Raw genomic sequence first — 16,510 nt, forward strand, 5'->3', positions numbered from 1 at the left:
GGATGTTAGCATGTTACATAGAAATAACGCACCGCCGGTTTCGCTGCGGCGGCGCGTTACGCCTTATTGTTGACGCAGGTTTTGCGCCGCTTTCACCATGTTCGCCAGTGCGCTACGGGTTTCCGGCCAGCCACGGGTTTTCAGGCCGCAATCCGGGTTTACCCACAGACGCTGGGCCGGGATACGCTGCGAAGCTTTCTTCAGCAGGGCCTCGATCCACTCGACGCTCGGCACGTTCGGCGAGTGAATGTCGTACACGCCCGGCCCGATTTCGTTCGGGTACTCAAACTCTTCGAAGGACTCCAGCAACTCCATATCGGAACGTGAGGTTTCTATGGTTATCACGTCGGCATCCAGCGCGGCGATAGAATCCATGATGTCGTTAAACTCGCAGTAACACATATGGGTGTGGATCTGCGTCTCATCTTTTGCCACGGCGGCGTTAATGCGGAATGCCTCCACGCCCCAGGCGAGATAAGCATCCCATTCGCTGCGGCGCAGCGGTAAACCTTCGCGCAGCGCCGGTTCGTCGATTTGAATGATGCCGATGCCCGCTGCTTCCAAATCCGCCACTTCATCACGCAGGGCCAGCGCGATTTGTTTGGCGATGGTTTCACGGCTCACATCTTCACGCGGGAAGGACCAGCACAGAATGGTCACCGGACCGGTCAACATCCCTTTTACCGGTTTGTTCGTCAGCGACTGGGCATACTTCGCCCACTCGACCGTAATCGCTTCCGGGCGGCTGACATCGCCAATCACCACCGGTGGTTTTACGCAGCGCGAACCGTAGCTTTGTACCCAACCGTTTTGGGTAAAGACGAATCCATCGAGGTTTTCACCAAAGTACTCGACCATGTCATTACGCTCGGCTTCGCCATGCACCAGCACGTCCAGCCCCAGGCGCTCCTGCTCCACAATCGCCTGTTTGATATGTTCAGCGATACCGGTCCGGTAGTTGCCCGCGTCCAGTTTGCCTTTTTTGAACTCCAGACGCAGGCCGCGAATTTCAGTGGTCTGCGGGAAGGAACCAATGGTGGTGGTTGGCCATATCGGCAGGTTAAAGCGCTCGCGCTGGGCTTTTGCACGCGCGCCGTACGGGCTATTGCGCTGGCTGTCTTTGTCGGTAATGGCCGCCAGACGCTGAGCCACCGCGCTGTTATGCACGCGGGTTGAGTGGCGACGCGCCTGAATCGGAGCGCTCCACGCGGCTAATGGCTGGGTGTTACCGCTGTTTAGCGCATCACGCAGCAGCGCCAGTTCATGGCACTTTTGCAGCGCGAAAGCGAACCAGCTCTTTACTTCCGCATCCAGGCGGGTTTCAACGTTCAGATCGATTGGGCTATGCAGCAGGGAGCAGGAGGACGCCACCCACAGCGGGCGTTTACCCACGATATCTTTAATTTGTTGATATTTCTCGCTCAGGTCGGCACGCCAGACGTTACGGCCATTGACCAGACCGGCGGAGAGCAGCCAATCAGCGGGCAGACGCTGATGCAGCTCGGCGACGTTATCTTTGCCATGGACCAAATCAACATGCAGACCCTGCACCGGCAGCGCAACGATGGTATAGAGGTTTGGCGTGACGCCTTCAAAATAGGTGGTCAGCAGCAGTTTAAGCTGGCCTTTTAGCGCCTCATAAGCCGGTTTGTAGGCATCCAGCCATGCCTGCGGCAGCTCAAGTACCAGCGCCGGTTCGTCGATTTGTACCCACTTGATACCGCGTTTCGCAAGCTCGGCGAGCACCTGCTGGTACACCGGCAAAATGTCATTCAGCAGGCTTAAGCGATCGAATTGTTCGCCTTTCACTTTCCCCAGCCACAGATAAGTCACTGGACCCAGCAGCACCGGTTTCACGTTATGGCCCAGCGCCAGTGCTTCGTCGACTTCGTCCAGCAGCTGTGTCCAGCTGAGTTTGAACTGTTGGCCTTTGCTGAATTCCGGCACCATATAGTGGTAATTGGTGTTGAACCATTTGGTCATTTCCGCCGCTGCCGCCGGTTCTCCGCTCGGTGCACGTCCACGGCCGATGCGGAACAGGGTATCGATATCGACAGAGCCGTCTTTGTTCTGATGACGAGCCGGCACATTGCCCAGCAGCAGGCTGGTGGTCAGAACATGGTCGTACCAGGCGAAATCGCCCACCGGCAGCAGATCAATCCCTGCCTCTTGTTGCTGCTGCCAGTGCCGGGCACGCAACTCGCGCCCTACCGCCAGCAGCTCTTCACGAGAACTGTTTCCCGCCCAGTAACTCTCTTGCGCCTTCTTCAACTCGCGACGCAGGCCAACGCGAGGGAAACCGAGGGTGTGATTAAGTATTGTCATTTTTAGCCTCTTAAAATGGGTGAATCCGAAGGATTTCGGATTAAGGGAAGGCGGCAAACTCATGAATCCCCAGGAGCTTACTCAAGTAAGTGACTGGGGTGAGTGAGTGCAGCCAACGCACCATTAATTCGAAAGACGAAGGATTTTTTGGACGTCCAGATGTTTACACATCCATATTGTGTAGGTACTGTATAATCCTCAAGCGCAAAATGTTCATGCCGGAGTGAAGGACTTTCATGATCGAAATTAAGCATCTGAAAACGCTACAAGCGTTACGAAACAGCGGGTCGTTGGCAGCCGCCGCGGCGACGTTGCATCAAACGCAGTCCGCGCTTTCCCACCAGTTCAGCGATCTGGAACAGCGCCTTGGCTTCCGGCTTTTTGTGCGTAAGAGCCAACCGCTGCGCTTTACGCCGCAGGGTGAAATTCTGCTGCAGCTGGCGAATCAGGTTCTGCCGCAGATTAGCCGCGCGTTGCAGGCGTGTAATGAGCCGCAGCAAACCACGCTACGCATCGCCATTGAGTGTCATAGTTGTATTCAGTGGCTAACGCCCGCGCTGGAGAATTTCCGTCAGGCCTGTCCGCAGGTCGAAATGGATTTTAAATCTGGCGTCACCTTTGATCCGCAACCCGCCCTGCAGGAGGGTGAACTGGATCTGGTGATGACCTCGGATATTTTGCCGCGCAGTGGTCTGCACTATTCGCCGATGTTTGATTTTGAAGTGCGGCTGGTGCTGGCACCGGATCACCCACTGGCGGTGAAAGCACGTATCACGCCGGACGATCTCGCCAGCGAAACCCTGCTTATCTACCCGGTGCAGCGCAGCCGCCTTGATATCTGGCGTCACTTCTTGCAACCGGCCGGTATCAGCCCGTCGCTAAAAAGCGTCGATAACTCGCTGCTGCTGATTCAGATGGTTGCCGCGCGCATGGGCATTGCCGCGCTACCGCACTGGGTGGTGGAGAATTTTGAGCGCCAGGGTCTGGTGGTAACCAAAACCCTGGGCGAAGGATTGTGGAGCCGGCTGTACGCCGCCGTACGCGACGGCGAGCAGCGCCAGCCGGTAATCGAAGCGTTTATTCGCTCGGCGCGGAACCACGCTTGCGATCATCTACCCTTTGTGCGGAGCGCGGAGCGACCCAGCGGCGATGCACCCACAGCGAAGCCATTATTACCGCACCCCCCATTATAAAACTCGGCCAGTGCGGCTGTTCCTGCCAGATAGCGAGGTTTACCAGCAATCCGGCGGGAACATGCACATTGTTCATGATGCCGAGAGTTCCGGCATCCACCTGGGTCGCGCCGTAGTTCCACATAAAATAACCCAGACCGGATGCCACCACGCCCAGCCACACCAGCACGCTCCATTGCAGCGTGGTGGTCGGCAGTTTTTGCGGGTTACCCATCACAAACCACGCCACCGCAGCCACGATGAACGCGCCAAGATAAAACCAGGCGAAAGCGTTGTGCTGCGGCATCGGACGGGTTTCCATCAAGCGCTTGTAGCCCACCATACCAATGGCAAAGCTGATATTGGCCAGCTGTACCAGAATCAGGCCAATCCAGAAATGGTCGCTCACTTTGTCGTAGCGAATAATCGCCGCGCCAATCACCGCCAGGCCCGCGCTGAGGGCGTAGCTCCAGCGCAGCCTGCGCTTGCTCAGCAGATCGTAAATCAGGGTGATATAGAGCGGTGTGAAGACGGTAAACAGCAGAAATTCTGACACCGTCAGGTAGAGATACGCCTGGAAGCTGAATAGATACATAATTCCCAGCTGCAGCGCGCCCACCAGCATATAGAGGCTAAGGGTTTTGAGATGATGCCCGCGCGCGCGCAGAAAGGGTAAAAAAACCAGCGCCGCCAGCCCCACGCGCATCAGCACGGAAAAGTAGCTGTCGACATGGCCCGCAAGATATTCGCCAATCAGGCTAAAAGAGAACGCCCACAGGATAGTGGTGATGATAAGTAACGCCACAATGCATGTCCCGGTAAAAAACGAACAGGCATTGTAGCGAACTCAGTTGCGCAAAGTTTGAGTATTTGGTTGACGAGTGATTACTTTAAAACCAGTCGTCAATATTAATCGAGAAACAGCTTACGCAGGTAGTTTGGTACGGCGTTATCCGCGTTGGTGCCGATCACTTCCAGTTCCGGATGCAGCTCTTTCAGACGCTGATGGGCATTACCCATAATGCAGCCCTTGCCCGCCATCGACAGCATCTCGGCGTCGTTCATGCCGTCGCCAAAGGCAATACACTCTTGCAGGCTGTAGCCCAGCGCGCCAGCAACTGCTTCGAGAGCGTGCCCTTTCGATACGCCACCCGCCATCACTTCCAGACAGGTTAAGGTGGAAAAACTGACATTGACGCGATCGCCCCAGCGCGCGTTGATCGCCTGCTCCAGCGGCAGCAGTTTCTCGTGACTGGTGCAGGTGAAGAAAACCTTGCTGATCCCTTCCGGCTCGAGTAAACCCGGTTCATATAAGGAGTACTGGAACACGGCTTCTTTGAAAAAGCGCATATCTTCCGGTCGGTGGCGGTTCATAAACCACTCATCATCACGATAAACGTTGGTGACGATATCCGCATCGTTGTGCATGACGCCAAAGAGATCGGAAGCGATATCGCGATCCAGATTATGCGTAAACACCAACTGGCCGTCGGTATCGTGGACGCGCGCGCCATTGGAGGTGATCATATAGGCTTTAATGCCCAGATTGTCGCGGATCTGGCCGACATCCACATGGTGGCGGCCGGTGGCGAAGACGAAGTTGACGCCGCGCGCGGTAAGCAGTTTTAACGTTTCTTTGGCGAACGGCGACAGTGTGTGATCGGGGGAAAGCAATGTGCCATCTAAATCAGACGCAACAACCTGGTACATAAGAAAATTTAACCTCAATAATTCATTAGTTATGCCGATCGAAGAAGTCGACGATGGCGTTGAGCGCGACCGAGCGCATAGCGTCCTTTTCGAAAAGGATCTCATGGTACGCGCCGTTTATGACCAGCGGCTTACCCCCTTCACAAGGGTGCCCCGCTGCGGCGCGAAGTTCGCAAAAGCGGTCATGCATGCGGTTATCCACCACATGCTCTTGTTCTGCCTGAATAATCAGAGTCGGCGTGGCGTCTTTTTCCACCCCCGCCAGCGCATGTTCGCCCGCCAGAATCCCTTCGCGTACCCAGTGCCAGGTTGGCCCGCCAACACGTAGCTTGGGTTCGTCAGCATAAAAGCGCAAATTTCTGCGGTAGCGCTCCCGGCTATGGGTTAATACGTTGATAGCGAACGGCAGCGGCCGCCAGCTGCCGGTACCAATCGCGTAATCATCGCGAATATTCGGGTAGCTTTCTGCCCACTCCAGTAGCGGGCGCACCATCCACTCGGGAAGGCGAATAATAATGCCGAACATAGGCGCGCACAGCGCGATTGCGTCGCAGGCGTGTGGATGACGTTGTAAAAACAGTGTGGAGATCGCGCCGCCCATCGAGTGGGCGAGAATGTAGCGTTTACGCCACGGTCCGCTGGCAACCTCCTGCTCCCAGAACGCCGCCAAATCGTCGACATAATCGCTGAAATTCACCACATGACCGCGATGAGTATCCGCCAGCATGCGGCCGGATCGGCCCTGGCCGCGATGGTCAATAATCAGTACGTCATAACCCTGATGGAACAGGTCATAGGCCAGCTCAGCATATTTCACATAGCTTTCGATACGACCCGGGCAGATAACGATGACGCGATCGTTATCCTGCGCGCGGAAACGGACAAAACTTACCGGCACATCGTCCACGCCGGTAAAGACCGCTTCTTCCCGCGCCCGCCAGAAATCCATTAGAGGCCCCATGGTAAAAGCCGCGAACGCTTTTTCTCTGGTTTCCCATGCCCTTTTTTGCCGAAACATTGGGATCTCGCCCCTTTTCGCCCTGTAAAATCGTTTTTTTTGTGATCAATAGCAAATTCCGCTGACAATAGCGTATTGTGGCATAAAAACAGACAACCAGGGAGTTCCTGATGACCTTCGAATGGTGGTTCGCCTACCTGCTAACATCTATAATTTTGAGCCTCTCCCCCGGTTCGGGCGCAATCAATACCATGACTACCTCGATTAGCCACGGCTATCGCGGCGCGGCAGCTTCCATTGCCGGGCTGCAAACGGGTCTTGGGATTCATATTGTGCTGGTGGGCGTTGGTCTGGGTACGCTGTTCTCACGCTCGGTGCTGGCGTTTGAAGTGTTGAAATGGGCGGGCGCGGCCTACCTTATCTGGCTCGGTATTCAGCAGTGGCGCGCCGCCGGCGCTATCGATCTCAACACGCTGGCCAACGTACAATCCCGCGGACGTTTGTTTAAACGCGCGGTTTTTGTCAATCTGACCAACCCAAAGAGCATCGTTTTTCTCGCGGCCCTGTTTCCGCAATTTATCGTGCCGCACCAGCCGCAGGTGATGCAGTATGCGGTGCTCGGTATTACCACCATTGTGGTGGATATTATTGTGATGATTGGCTATGCGACGCTGGCGCAGCGCATTGCGAGCTGGATTAAAGGCCCACGGCAAATGAAGGCGCTGAACAAAGTGTTTGGTTCGTTGTTTATGCTGGTCGGCGCGCTGCTGGCATCGGCAAGGCACGCCTGAGAAGCGAGCCGGATAGAAACTATCCGGCTGTTTTTTAGCGAGAGATAATTAAGTGAATACCGAAACCGGCGAACAGCGCGCCGGCAAAACCATCAATCCACTTCGCCAGGCGCTGATAACCGCGACGAATTTTCGGTAAAGCAAACAGGCTTGCCACCACGGTAAACCAGGCGAAAGTCTCCAGCGCGATCAGCATAAAGATGCCCCAGCGCGCACCTGCGCCGACGCTATCGCCCACGAAGAGGGAAAATACCGAGCCGAAGTAGATAATCGCTTTCGGGTTGGCGAGATTGGTCAGCAGGCCTTTGATAAAGCTCCGACCGCTGGCCGCCAGCTCGACCTGCGGTGCATCGCCGCTTTGCTGCTCTTTCTTAAGCGCACCGCGCAGCATCTGGTAGCCCATCCAGCAGAGATAAAGCCCGCCGCCGACCATAATAATGTTATGCAGCCAGGCCATTTTCGCGAGGATCAGGTTCAAACCGAGCAGCGCCACGCCGGCCCAGATCATTACGCCAACGGTAATACCGAGCACGCCCATCATCGCTTCTTTGCGTGAGCGGCTAACGGCGGTTTGGGAGACAAAGAAGAAATCGGGGCCGGGACTCATCAGCGCCACAATGTGTACCAGCGCCACGGTCAGAAAAAGCATGAGCATAATTAACTCGCGGGAAAAATGTTCAGTGGGCCATTATCCTGCCACTTTTTCACCAGAGTGACTACTCTTCTTCGCCGTCGACATGAGAGCGGATCAGCGCCATAAACTCGCGGCCGAAACGCTCCAGTTTGCGCGTACCCACGCCGTTGACGCTAAGCATTTCCCCCGGCGACAGCGGCATTTGTTCGGCCATCTCAATCAGCGTCGCGTCGTTAAACACGACATAGGGCGGGATATTCTCTTCATCGGCAATCGCTTTGCGCAGTTTACGCAGCTTGGCGAACAGCTTGCGGTCATAGTTGCCCACCGCCGCTTTCTGCATCACTTTCGATTTCAACGCCACCATGCGCGGCACCGCCAGCATTAGCGGAACTTCACCGCGCAGCAACGGGCGTGCGGCTTCGGTCAGCTGCAGCGCCGAGTGGCTGGCAATGTTCTGCGTGGCGAAGCCCAAATGGATCAGCTGACGAAAAACGCTCACCCAGTGTTCATGGCTGTGCTCACGCCCGATGCCATACACCGGCAATTTATCGTGCCCATACTCGCGGATACGCTGGTTGTTGGCCCCGCGCAGCACTTCCACGACATAGCCCATACCGAAACGTTGATTAACGCGGTAGATAGCCGACAGCGCTTTTTGCGCGTCCTGCAAACCGTCGTACTGCCGCGGCGGATCGAGGCAAATATCGCAGTTGCCGCACGGCTCCTGCCGACCCTCACCAAAATAGTTGAGCAGCACCAGACGACGGCAAGTTTGTGCTTCGGCAAAAGCACCCATCGCATTGAGCTTGTGCCGCTCAATATCCTGCAGCGGGCCGGCGGGCTTCTCTTCCAGGCAGCGGCGCAGCCATGCCATATCCGCCGGATCGTAAAACAGCATCGCCTCCGCAGGCAGGCCATCACGCCCGGCACGACCGGTTTCCTGATAGTAAGACTCGATATTGCGTGGAATATCAAAATGCACCACAAAGCGCACATTAGGCTTGTTAATGCCCATCCCAAAAGCGACGGTGGCCACCACGATTTGCAAGTCGTCGCGCTGGAACTGCTCCTGCACCCGCGCCCGGACGGCATTTTCCAGCCCGGCATGGTAGGCCGCCGCGCTAAAACCACGGCTTTGCAAACGCGCGGCGGTATCTTCAACCTTTGCCCGGCTGTTGCAATAAATAATACCGGACTTGCCGCGCTGCTCCTGCACGTAACGCAGTAGCTGATCGAGCGGCTTAAATTTTTCCATTAGCATGTAACGGATATTCGGGCGATCGAAACTGCTGACCTGGATCAGCGGGTCGTTAAGCCCCAGCAGACGTTCGATATCGCGGCGGGTGGTGTCATCGGCGGTAGCGGTAAGCGCCATAAAAGGCACGGACGGCAGCATCTGGCGCAGTTGGCCCAACGCAGCATATTCCGGGCGGAAATCGTGCCCCCACTGAGAAATACAGTGCGCTTCGTCAACCGCCAGTAAGACCGGGTTCCACTGGCGCAACTGGTCGAGGAAGTTGTCGAGCATCAGACGCTCGGGCGCGATATAGAGCAGGCGGATCTGGCCGTTTCGACAGCCGTTGATCACCTCAAACTGCTGTTCGCGGCTCTGGGTTGAGTTCAGACACGCCGCCGCAACGCCGTTCGCCAGCAGCTGATCGACCTGATCTTTCATCAGCGAAATAAGCGGCGAAACCACCACCGTTAAGCCGCCCAGCACCAGCGCAGGGATCTGATAACAGAGGGATTTCCCACCGCCGGTCGGCATTACCACCAGGCAATCGCGACCGCTGAGCACGGTGTCGATAATATCCTGCTGGCCCGGGCGAAATTGCTGGTAGCCGAAGGTCTCTTGCAAAACCTGTTTCGCCAGCGCTTCCTGATCCAATACTTCCGCCTGTGCCACTGAGACCCCGTCTAGCCAAAATAAAACAGGCGCTATTTTCAGCGCCTGTGAGAGAAACTGCAACGCTTAAAACAGATCGTTTAGCATTACACCAACGCCAACACGTGTCTGATTGAAGTTATAGTCAATCAGCGACTCGCCGTACCCGCTGTAGACCTGGGTATAGAAGCGTACATGTTTGGTGATGGGATAGCTTACCCCAATCTCCGCGCCACCGTAGCCGGTATTCCAGTTATATTGCCCTTTTGCGCTGAGGATCGCATCGCCCAACTCATAGCCAATTTTCAACTGGTAATAACCCATATACTTGGTGATGTTTGGATTGTCCTCAACCGAGCCCACGACATACCAGGGTTTAACTTCTACCATCCAGTTGCCGTGCTGCGCCATTAATCGCGCATAGGCACGGTTCCAGCTGCGGGATGTCGGATCGGAACGCCCGTTCGAATCATGGTTATAACCAAACTCAACGTCGCGCAGGGTCCAGCCAGCAAACTCATAATCCGTGGCAAAGCCGAGGAACAGCTGCGGCTCATAGTTCGTTTCACGGAACGGTGCCGACTGGCTGCTGTTTGACAGCTGCCACCAGGATTTTTGCGTGTAGGAAGCGCCGAACACCGAGTTTGGCCCGAGAATCCCGCGCCAGAGCGGAAACGCCAGGCTGAGCTGGAATTTCACTTCATCTTTCCGGGCATGATCGGACCAATTATAGGAGCTGATCGCTTCTTTATTCAGATCGCTGGTGTCGGTATACAGCACATAGTTTGTTTCATACGGGTAGAGTGTGAAAGGATTGTCATGCTCAAGTAATAAATTGGCGATGACGCTACCGCGCACGGCTGGCGCATCATGCACTTCTTTTATTGTCGCTTCTTGCGCATAAGCCATAAAGGGCAGTGCAAGCACTGCTAAAAACCAACCCAGAGAGGTCCGCATCGGTTTGCTGCTCCAAATCATATTGTTGAACTGACGAATTTTCCCGCAGGTATTCTACATATTTATTGCGACAGTGCGCAGCTATCCGCTCTGAAAGTGGAAAACAACAATCGATAGGCATAATATCAACATTTCATTAACTCATCGGATCAGATAGCTATGTCAGTTGTTCTCACAGCGGAAGAAGTCCTGAAGAAGGTCGGCGAAATCTTCGTCTATCACATGCCGTTCAATCGTGCGTTAGGGCTGGAGCTGGAGCGCTATGAAAGAGATTACGCGCAGCTGTGTTTCAATAACCAGCCTATGATGGTCGGCAACTGGGCACAAAGTATTTTACATGGCGGAGTGATCGCTTCTGCCCTCGATGTTGCTGCGGGCCTTGTCTGCGTTGGCAGTACCCTAACCCGCCATGAAACCATTAGCGAAGAGGAGCTGCGCCAGCGTTTGTCACGAATGGGCACTATCGATTTGCGTGTTGATTATCTGCGCCCGGGGCGCGGTACGCGCTTTACCGCCAGCAGCAGCCTGCTGCGCGCGGGCAATAAAGTGGCCGTCGCGCGCGTGGAGCTTCATAACGAAGAACAGCTCTATATCGCCAGCGCGACCGCCACCTATATGGTGGGGTGAGCCTGAGATAAAATTCGGGTACCATGAGCATTCATTTCAGCCAAGAGTTCTCCCGATGGATGCAAAACAGACGCGGCTGGGCGTGATTCTCGCCCTGGCCGCTTATTTTATTTGGGGTATCGCCCCGGCCTATTTCAAAACGATTTGGTTTGTTCCGGCGGACGAGATTCTGACGCACCGGGTGATCTGGTCGTTCTTCTTTATGCTGGCGTTAATCAGCGTCAGCCGCCAGTGGGGCAGCGTAAAAGCCCTGCTAAAAACGCCAAAAAAGATCCTGCTGCTGGCGCTGTCCGCCGTGCTGGTGGGCGGTAACTGGCTGCTGTTTATCTGGTCGGTAAACCATAACCATATGCTGGAAGCGAGCCTGGGCTACTTTATTAACCCGCTGGTGAATATTCTGTTGGGCATGCTTTTTTTGGGTGAGCGCTTTCGCCGCATGCAGTGGCTGGCGGTGCTGCTCGCCGCCACCGGCGTGCTGGTTCAGTTGTGGACTTTCGGCTCACTGCCGCTTATCGCCCTTGGGCTGGCCTTTAGCTTTGCTTTTTATGGCCTGCTGCGTAAGAAGATCGCGGTAGAAGCGCAAACCGGCATGCTGATAGAAACGCTGTGGCTGCTTCCGGTTGCGGCGGTCTGGTTATTTGGTATCACCGATACCCCAACCAGCCATATGGGGCAAAACAGTCTGTCACTCAACCTGCTGTTGATGGCCGCAGGCGTGGTGACTACCGTACCGCTGCTCTGTTTTACCGGTGCGGCCACGCGGCTTCGCCTGTCGACCCTCGGCTTCTTTCAATATATTGGCCCGACGCTGATGTTCCTGCTGGCGGTGCTCTTTTATGGCGAACATCCCGGCGCGGATAAAATGGTGACCTTCGCCTTTATTTGGCTGGCGCTGGCAATTTTTGTGCTGGATGCCATTTATACCCAGCGCGGGCTACGCAAACGTGCCTGATTAAATAGACGGGCGGAATAGCCGCCCGCCCCCTACAAAATTTAGGAGGAAACGATTTAGTTAATCGCTAAACGGGACATGGAGTGGTATGTTCCCCCCCCTTCGCTTTAATGCCATTCAGGATGAATCACGCATGTTTCGCAGGATTTTTTTGCCGTCGGGCAAAACGTGCCTCGCGCGTGGGCCGTATATCCTAACCTTTTTGCTTCTGCATATTCTCTTTTTAACTATCGCTTTCAATGTCGCTTCGTTACCGGTGCTGCCGCTGGTGTGCTTGGTTCTCTATACGTATTTGAAACTAAATACCAACGCGCAACGCTTTAGAGACAGCGGCCAGAAAGGACGGTATATCGTCATTATATCGTTGCTGGTTTATGTCGTAGCGCTCGGGATTACGCGCGCCAACATAACGAGTGATGATGATTGTCTAAACCTTGGCATCAGAATCTATTTTGGCTACGACTTGCTGGTGTTTGTGTTTTTTATGCTCGCACCGACGCAATTAAACCAACAAGGTCATTCCACGGACAAGGTGTCCATTTCAGGAGGGAAAAATGAGTGATATCAGCACTTATGATTATAAAAATGACAACACACTGAGCGAGAAATGGAAATTCCGTTTCGCGTTTTATGAGAAGAATGGTTATCCCGGTTTCTGGAAGATGACTCCTGCCTGGAAAAGCGCATTTAAAGAGATAGGGTTCTGGCAGAAGCGCCGCGTCTCGATGAATCTCTTCGCTTACGCTTTCTCATTTATCTATTTAATGATTCTTGGTCTGTGGAAAAAAGCCACTCTGGTATTAGTACTTAATCTGGTGACGTTTATTGTTGCCGTACTTACCGGTCTTGGTCCGCTGATGTTAGTCGTTAACGGTTATATCGGATGGCGAGCCAATATCTGGTATTACGAATATAAAGTGAAAGGCATCCAGACCTGGAGCCTGTAACAAAAAAAGGTTCAGCATCGTGCTGAACCTTTTTTGTTTTACAGCCAGTTACGCCGTTTGAAATAGAGATATGGCGCCAGCCCGGCAAGGATCATAAAGATGATTGCGCCAGGGTAGCCGAAGCTCCAGTGCAGCTCGGGCATAAACTCAAAGTTCATCCCGTAGCTGGACGCCACCAGCGTCGGCGGCAGGAACACCACCGAGACCACCGAGAAGATCTTGATGATACGGTTCTGTTCGATATTGATAAAACCCATCGCCGCCTGCATCAGGAAGTTCACTTTCTGGAAAAGGGATTCGTTATGCGGCAACAGAGATTCGATATCGCGCAGGATCTCGCGCGCCTGCTCAAGCTGACCGGCCGGTAAACGCGCCTTGCGTACCAGGAAGTTTAACGCGCGCTGGGTATCCATCAGACACAGACGCACTTTCCAGCCGATATCTTCCTGTTCCGCCAGCGTCGAGAGTGCTTCGTCATACTCGTCGCCCTGCTGGCCTTCCATAATCACGCGGCTCAGCTTTTCCAGATCGCTGTAGATGTTTTCGATTTCATCCGCCAGCTGTTCGATTTTGGTTTCGAACAGATCCAGCAGCAGCTCATAAGCGTTACCGTCGACCATCTCCTGGCTGCGGGCGCGCATACGATAGAGGCGAAAAGCGGGCAGTTCGCGTTCACGCAGCGTAAACAGGCGGCCTTCACGAATGGTAAAAGCCACCGTTGAGTTACCTGCATGATCTTCCGCATCTTCGAAAAAGAAGAAGGAGTGAATGTGCAGGCCGTCTTCGTCTTCAAAAAAACGCGCCGAGGCCTCAATGTCTTCCAGTTCAGGGCGGGTGGCCAGATTCTGACCCAATTCCGTTTGCACGCGGGTACGTTCTTCATCGTCCGGCTCGACCAAATCAACCCAAACAGAGCTGGCGAGATGTTTGATTTCGTCAGCCTCAAGGCGGGTTAAACGATTGTTTTCCAGTTGAAATGCGCTCAGCATAGCCGGGACTCCCAATGCAAAAAATATTGGACAGTTCGGTGGGCACACAAAGAAACAAATTGGGTTTCAGACCATTAAACAGCCTGACTCAGCGCGACGGGAATAGAACGGGTCGCTGACAACCTCTAAGGCCATCAGCATAAGGAGATAGCCTTAGGAGTTGTTCCTGAAAACCAGGAAATTGAGCCAGTATCTACTGGGTGTGTCCAAGGCGAATGTCCTCTTAGCGTGATCGTGCGCGCATGTTACGCCAGCACTCAAAAGGCGTCAACACGCAACGAAACGCGAAAGAGCATTATTTGCCCTTCAGCGTATAAGGCTAGCAGAGTATTACAAAAAAATGATATTTTTCTGAATGTTACACACTTTCTAGCTTCGCGTAAGCCGCCACCAGCCATTTAATGCCCTGCCCCGGAAAAGCCACCTGCAAACGGCTGTGCTCACCGCTGCCTTCCATGTTTACCACCGTACCTTCACCAAATTTCGCATGACGCACGCGCTGACCCAGGGTAAACCCGGTATCGCTCTGCGCCACCGGCGTACCCATGCGCTGGTGGCTGACGGGGCGGCTAATACTGGCGCGCAGGCGCACCTCTTCAACGCACTCTTCCGGCAGCTCGCCGATAAAGCGCGACGGGCGATGATAGACCTCTTTGCCGTACAAGCGGCGCGTTTCCGCGTAGGTCAGAGTCAGTTTTTGCATCGCGCGGGTCACGCCGACGTAGGCTAAACGGCGCTCCTCTTCCAGCCGTCCGCCTTCGTCCAGCGACATCTGGCTCGGGAACATGCCCTCTTCCATACCGACAATATAGACCTGCGGAAACTCCAGCCCTTTCGCCGAGTGCAGCGTCATCAGCTGTACCGCGTCCTGCCAGGTATCCGCCTGCCCTTCGCCCGCTTCCAGCGCGGCGTGAGAGAGAAATGCCTGCAGCGGCATCAAATCTTCATCTTCTTCGTTGTAGCTGAACTGGCGCGTGGCGGTGACCAGCTCTTCTAAGTTTTCGATACGCGTCTGGCCCTTCTCGCCCTTCTCCTGCTCGTACATCATGCGCAGGCCGGAATCACTGATCACCCGATCCGTTTGCACATGCAGGGGCATATCCGCCGTCTCCTGCGCCAGCGCGTCAATCAGTTCAAGGAAACGTTGCAGGGCGCTTGCCGCGCGCCCCGCCAGCGCTTTTTCCTGCAGTAGCTCGCGCGTCGCCTGCCATAACGTCAACTGACGATCGCGGGCGGTTTGCCGCACCACGTCCAGCGTACGATCGCCGATACCGCGCGTCGGCGTATTCACCACGCGTTCATAGGCGGCATCATCGTTACGGTTGGCGATCAGGCGCAGATAGGAGAGCGCATCTTTAATTTCCTGACGCTCGAAGAAGCGCATACCGCCATAAATACGGTACGGCATGCTGGCCTGCAGCAGCGCCTCTTCCAGCACGCGCGATTGGGCGTTGCTGCGATAGAGAATGGCGCACTGGGCGAGCTGCCCGCCGTTATCCTGCCAGGCTTTGATGCGATTGACGACATAACGCGCTTCATCCAGCTCGTTAAACGCGCAGTAGAGGGAAATCAGCTCGCCCTCGACGCCTTCGGTCCACAGCTTTTTACCCAGACGACCATTGTTATTCTCAATCAGGGCGTTTGCCGCGCTGAGAATATTGCTGGTCGAACGGTAGTTCTGCTCAAGGCGGATGGTCTGCGCACCGGGGAAATCTTTCAGGAAACGCTGGATGTTTTCCACCTGCGCGCCGCGCCAGCCATAGATCGACTGGTCATCATCGCCGACGATCATCACTTTGCCGGTATCGCCCGCCAGCAGGCGGATCCACGCGTATTGAATGTTGTTGGTATCCTGGAATTCATCCACCAGGATATTGGTAAAGCGTTCGCGGTAGTGCTGCAAAATATGTGGTTTGTTGAGCCACAGCTCATGGGCGCGCAGCAGCAGCTCGGCAAAATCCACCAGCCCGGCGCGATCGCAGGCCTCCTGATAGGCCTGGTAGACTTTCTGCCAGGTCTGCTCAACGGGGTTGCCGAAGCTCTGAATGTGATGCGGGCGGATGCCTTCATCTTTCTGGCCGTTGATGTACCACATCGCCTGACGCGGCGGCCACTGCTTTTCATCAAGGTTCATCGCTTTGATGAGGCGCTTGAGCAGACGCAGCTGGTCTTCGCTGTCGAGAATCTGGAAATCCTGCGGCAGGTTGGCATCCATATGGTGCGCGCGCAGCAAGCGGTGCGCCAGACCGTGGAAAGTCCCGACCCACATTCCGCCCTGCGAGGTTCCCATCAGTTGGCCGATACGGTGGCGCATTTCCGCCGCCGCTTTGTTGGTGAAGGTGACCGCCATAATCGAATAGGGCGAAGCATTCTCCACGGTCATCAGCCAGGCGATACGGTGTACCAGCACGCGTGTCTTACCGCTTCCCGCCCCTGCCAGCACCAGCATATTGCTGCGCTCGGCGGCTACGGCGTCGCGCTGTTTGTCATTGAGGCTGTCGAGCAGATAAGAAACGTCCATTGGCACCGCCGCGAAATATTACTGTGAATTTATACAGAA

16 protein-coding genes are annotated in these 16,510 nt (G+C 55.0%); 6 read left to right on the forward strand and 10 right to left on the reverse strand.

Annotated elements, in window-relative coordinates:
• Positions 1-63: 63 nt before the first annotated feature.
• Positions 64-2,325, reverse strand: a complete 2,262-nt coding sequence (metE, locus tag RW65_RS02275) for a 5-methyltetrahydropteroyltriglutamate--homocysteine S-methyltransferase (protein WP_039055036.1) — start codon at positions 2,323-2,325, stop codon at positions 64-66.
• Between the two features lie 236 nt (positions 2,326-2,561).
• On the opposite strand from metE, the gene metR reads away from it, so the two are divergent.
• A complete protein-coding gene (gene metR / locus RW65_RS21525) occupies positions 2,562-3,518 on the forward strand; it encodes an HTH-type transcriptional regulator MetR (protein WP_072037682.1) in 957 nt (318 codons plus the stop codon).
• Here the strand turns inward: metR and RW65_RS02285 are convergent.
• From RW65_RS02285 to pldB, 3 genes are all read right to left on the reverse strand, one after another.
• Positions 3,403-4,302, reverse strand: coding sequence for a carboxylate/amino acid/amine transporter (locus tag RW65_RS02285; protein WP_039055037.1), 900 nt, complete (start codon positions 4,300-4,302; stop codon positions 3,403-3,405). The genes metR and RW65_RS02285 overlap by 116 nt on opposite strands.
• A 104-nt stretch (positions 4,303-4,406) precedes the next feature.
• Positions 4,407-5,207, reverse strand: a complete 801-nt coding sequence (gene yigL / locus RW65_RS02290; protein WP_039055038.1) for a sugar/pyridoxal phosphate phosphatase YigL — start codon at positions 5,205-5,207, stop codon at positions 4,407-4,409.
• A 25-nt stretch (positions 5,208-5,232) separates the two neighbouring features.
• Entirely contained in the window at positions 5,233-6,225 is a 993-nt protein-coding gene (gene pldB, locus RW65_RS02295) for a lysophospholipase L2 (protein ID WP_039055039.1), read from the reverse strand.
• A gap of 110 nt (positions 6,226-6,335) precedes the next feature.
• Here pldB and rhtB point away from each other — a divergent pair, with 110 nt between their 5' ends.
• The gene (rhtB, locus tag RW65_RS02300) at positions 6,336-6,956 is read left to right on the forward strand and encodes a homoserine/homoserine lactone efflux protein (protein WP_039055040.1); all 621 of its coding nucleotides are present in this window, start codon (positions 6,336-6,338) and stop codon (positions 6,954-6,956) included.
• Positions 6,957-6,990: 34 nt separating this feature from the next.
• Here rhtB and rhtC read toward each other — a convergent pair whose 3' ends face one another.
• From rhtC to pldA, 3 genes are all read right to left on the reverse strand, one after another.
• Entirely contained in the window at positions 6,991-7,611 is a 621-nt protein-coding gene (rhtC, locus tag RW65_RS02305; protein ID WP_039055042.1) for a threonine export protein RhtC, read from the reverse strand.
• Between the two features lie 61 nt (positions 7,612-7,672).
• Positions 7,673-9,499: an ATP-dependent DNA helicase RecQ gene (gene recQ / locus RW65_RS02310; RefSeq protein ID WP_039055043.1), complete on the reverse strand. Its 1,827-nt coding sequence runs from the start codon at positions 9,497-9,499 to the stop codon at positions 7,673-7,675.
• Between the two features lie 66 nt (positions 9,500-9,565).
• Positions 9,566-10,435: a phospholipase A gene (pldA, locus tag RW65_RS02315; protein WP_039055090.1), complete on the reverse strand. Its 870-nt coding sequence runs from the start codon at positions 10,433-10,435 to the stop codon at positions 9,566-9,568.
• A gap of 159 nt (positions 10,436-10,594) precedes the next feature.
• On the opposite strand from pldA, the gene yigI reads away from it, so the two are divergent.
• From yigI to RW65_RS02335, 4 genes are all read left to right on the forward strand, one after another.
• Positions 10,595-11,062 (forward strand): acyl-CoA thioesterase YigI, encoded by a 468-nt coding sequence (gene yigI, locus RW65_RS02320; RefSeq protein WP_039055044.1) that lies wholly within the window; start codon positions 10,595-10,597, stop codon positions 11,060-11,062.
• A 55-nt stretch (positions 11,063-11,117) separates the two neighbouring features.
• A complete protein-coding gene (gene rarD, locus RW65_RS02325) occupies positions 11,118-12,014 on the forward strand; it encodes an EamA family transporter RarD (RefSeq protein ID WP_039055045.1) in 897 nt (298 codons plus the stop codon).
• Positions 12,015-12,102: 88 nt separating this feature from the next.
• Entirely contained in the window at positions 12,103-12,576 is a 474-nt protein-coding gene (locus tag RW65_RS02330; protein ID WP_231564349.1) for a hypothetical protein, read from the forward strand.
• Positions 12,569-12,961, forward strand: coding sequence for a DUF2628 domain-containing protein (locus RW65_RS02335; RefSeq protein WP_039055046.1), 393 nt, complete (start codon positions 12,569-12,571; stop codon positions 12,959-12,961). The genes RW65_RS02330 and RW65_RS02335 overlap by 8 nt, the downstream gene beginning before the upstream one ends.
• Positions 12,962-12,999: 38 nt before the next feature.
• On the opposite strand, the gene corA is transcribed toward RW65_RS02335, so the two are convergent.
• From corA to uvrD, 3 genes are all read right to left on the reverse strand, one after another.
• A complete protein-coding gene (corA, locus tag RW65_RS02340; protein ID WP_039055048.1) occupies positions 13,000-13,950 on the reverse strand; it encodes a magnesium/cobalt transporter CorA in 951 nt (316 codons plus the stop codon).
• 153 nt (positions 13,951-14,103) lie between these two features.
• Complete coding sequence (gene ysgD / locus RW65_RS23190) at positions 14,104-14,211, reverse strand: YsgD/CorL family protein (RefSeq protein WP_353598695.1); 108 nt, start codon at positions 14,209-14,211, stop codon at positions 14,104-14,106.
• A 97-nt stretch (positions 14,212-14,308) separates the two neighbouring features.
• Entirely contained in the window at positions 14,309-16,471 is a 2,163-nt protein-coding gene (gene uvrD, locus RW65_RS02345; RefSeq protein WP_039055049.1) for a DNA helicase II, read from the reverse strand.
• Between the last annotated feature and the right edge of the window lie 39 nt (positions 16,472-16,510).

This window comes from Enterobacter sp. Bisph1, from assembly GCF_000814905.1.
In the GTDB taxonomy this organism is placed as follows: domain Bacteria; phylum Pseudomonadota; class Gammaproteobacteria; order Enterobacterales; family Enterobacteriaceae; genus Kosakonia.

Bases quoted from the DNA above. Each gene is read 5' to 3' on its own strand.
- yigL (WP_039055038.1), bottom strand. From the start codon at position 5,207: ATGTACCAGGTTGTTGCGTCTGATTTAGATGGCACATTGCTTTCCCCC.
- RW65_RS02330 (WP_231564349.1), top strand. From the start codon at position 12,103: ATGTTCCCCCCCCTTCGCTTTAATGCCATTCAGGATGAATCACGCATG.
- metE (WP_039055036.1), bottom strand. From the start codon at position 2,325: ATGACAATACTTAATCACACCCTCGGTTTCCCTCGCGTTGGCCTGCGT.
- pldA (WP_039055090.1), bottom strand. From the start codon at position 10,435: ATGCGGACCTCTCTGGGTTGGTTTTTAGCAGTGCTTGCACTGCCCTTT.
- corA (WP_039055048.1), bottom strand. From the start codon at position 13,950: ATGCTGAGCGCATTTCAACTGGAAAACAATCGTTTAACCCGCCTTGAG.
- rhtC (WP_039055042.1), bottom strand. From the start codon at position 7,611: ATGCTCATGCTTTTTCTGACCGTGGCGCTGGTACACATTGTGGCGCTG.
- metR (WP_072037682.1), top strand. From the start codon at position 2,562: ATGATCGAAATTAAGCATCTGAAAACGCTACAAGCGTTACGAAACAGC.
- rarD (WP_039055045.1), top strand. From the start codon at position 11,118: ATGGATGCAAAACAGACGCGGCTGGGCGTGATTCTCGCCCTGGCCGCT.
- uvrD (WP_039055049.1), bottom strand. From the start codon at position 16,471: ATGGACGTTTCTTATCTGCTCGACAGCCTCAATGACAAACAGCGCGAC.
- yigI (WP_039055044.1), top strand. From the start codon at position 10,595: ATGTCAGTTGTTCTCACAGCGGAAGAAGTCCTGAAGAAGGTCGGCGAA.
- pldB (WP_039055039.1), bottom strand. From the start codon at position 6,225: ATGTTTCGGCAAAAAAGGGCATGGGAAACCAGAGAAAAAGCGTTCGCG.
- RW65_RS02335 (WP_039055046.1), top strand. From the start codon at position 12,569: ATGAGTGATATCAGCACTTATGATTATAAAAATGACAACACACTGAGC.
- rhtB (WP_039055040.1), top strand. From the start codon at position 6,336: ATGACCTTCGAATGGTGGTTCGCCTACCTGCTAACATCTATAATTTTG.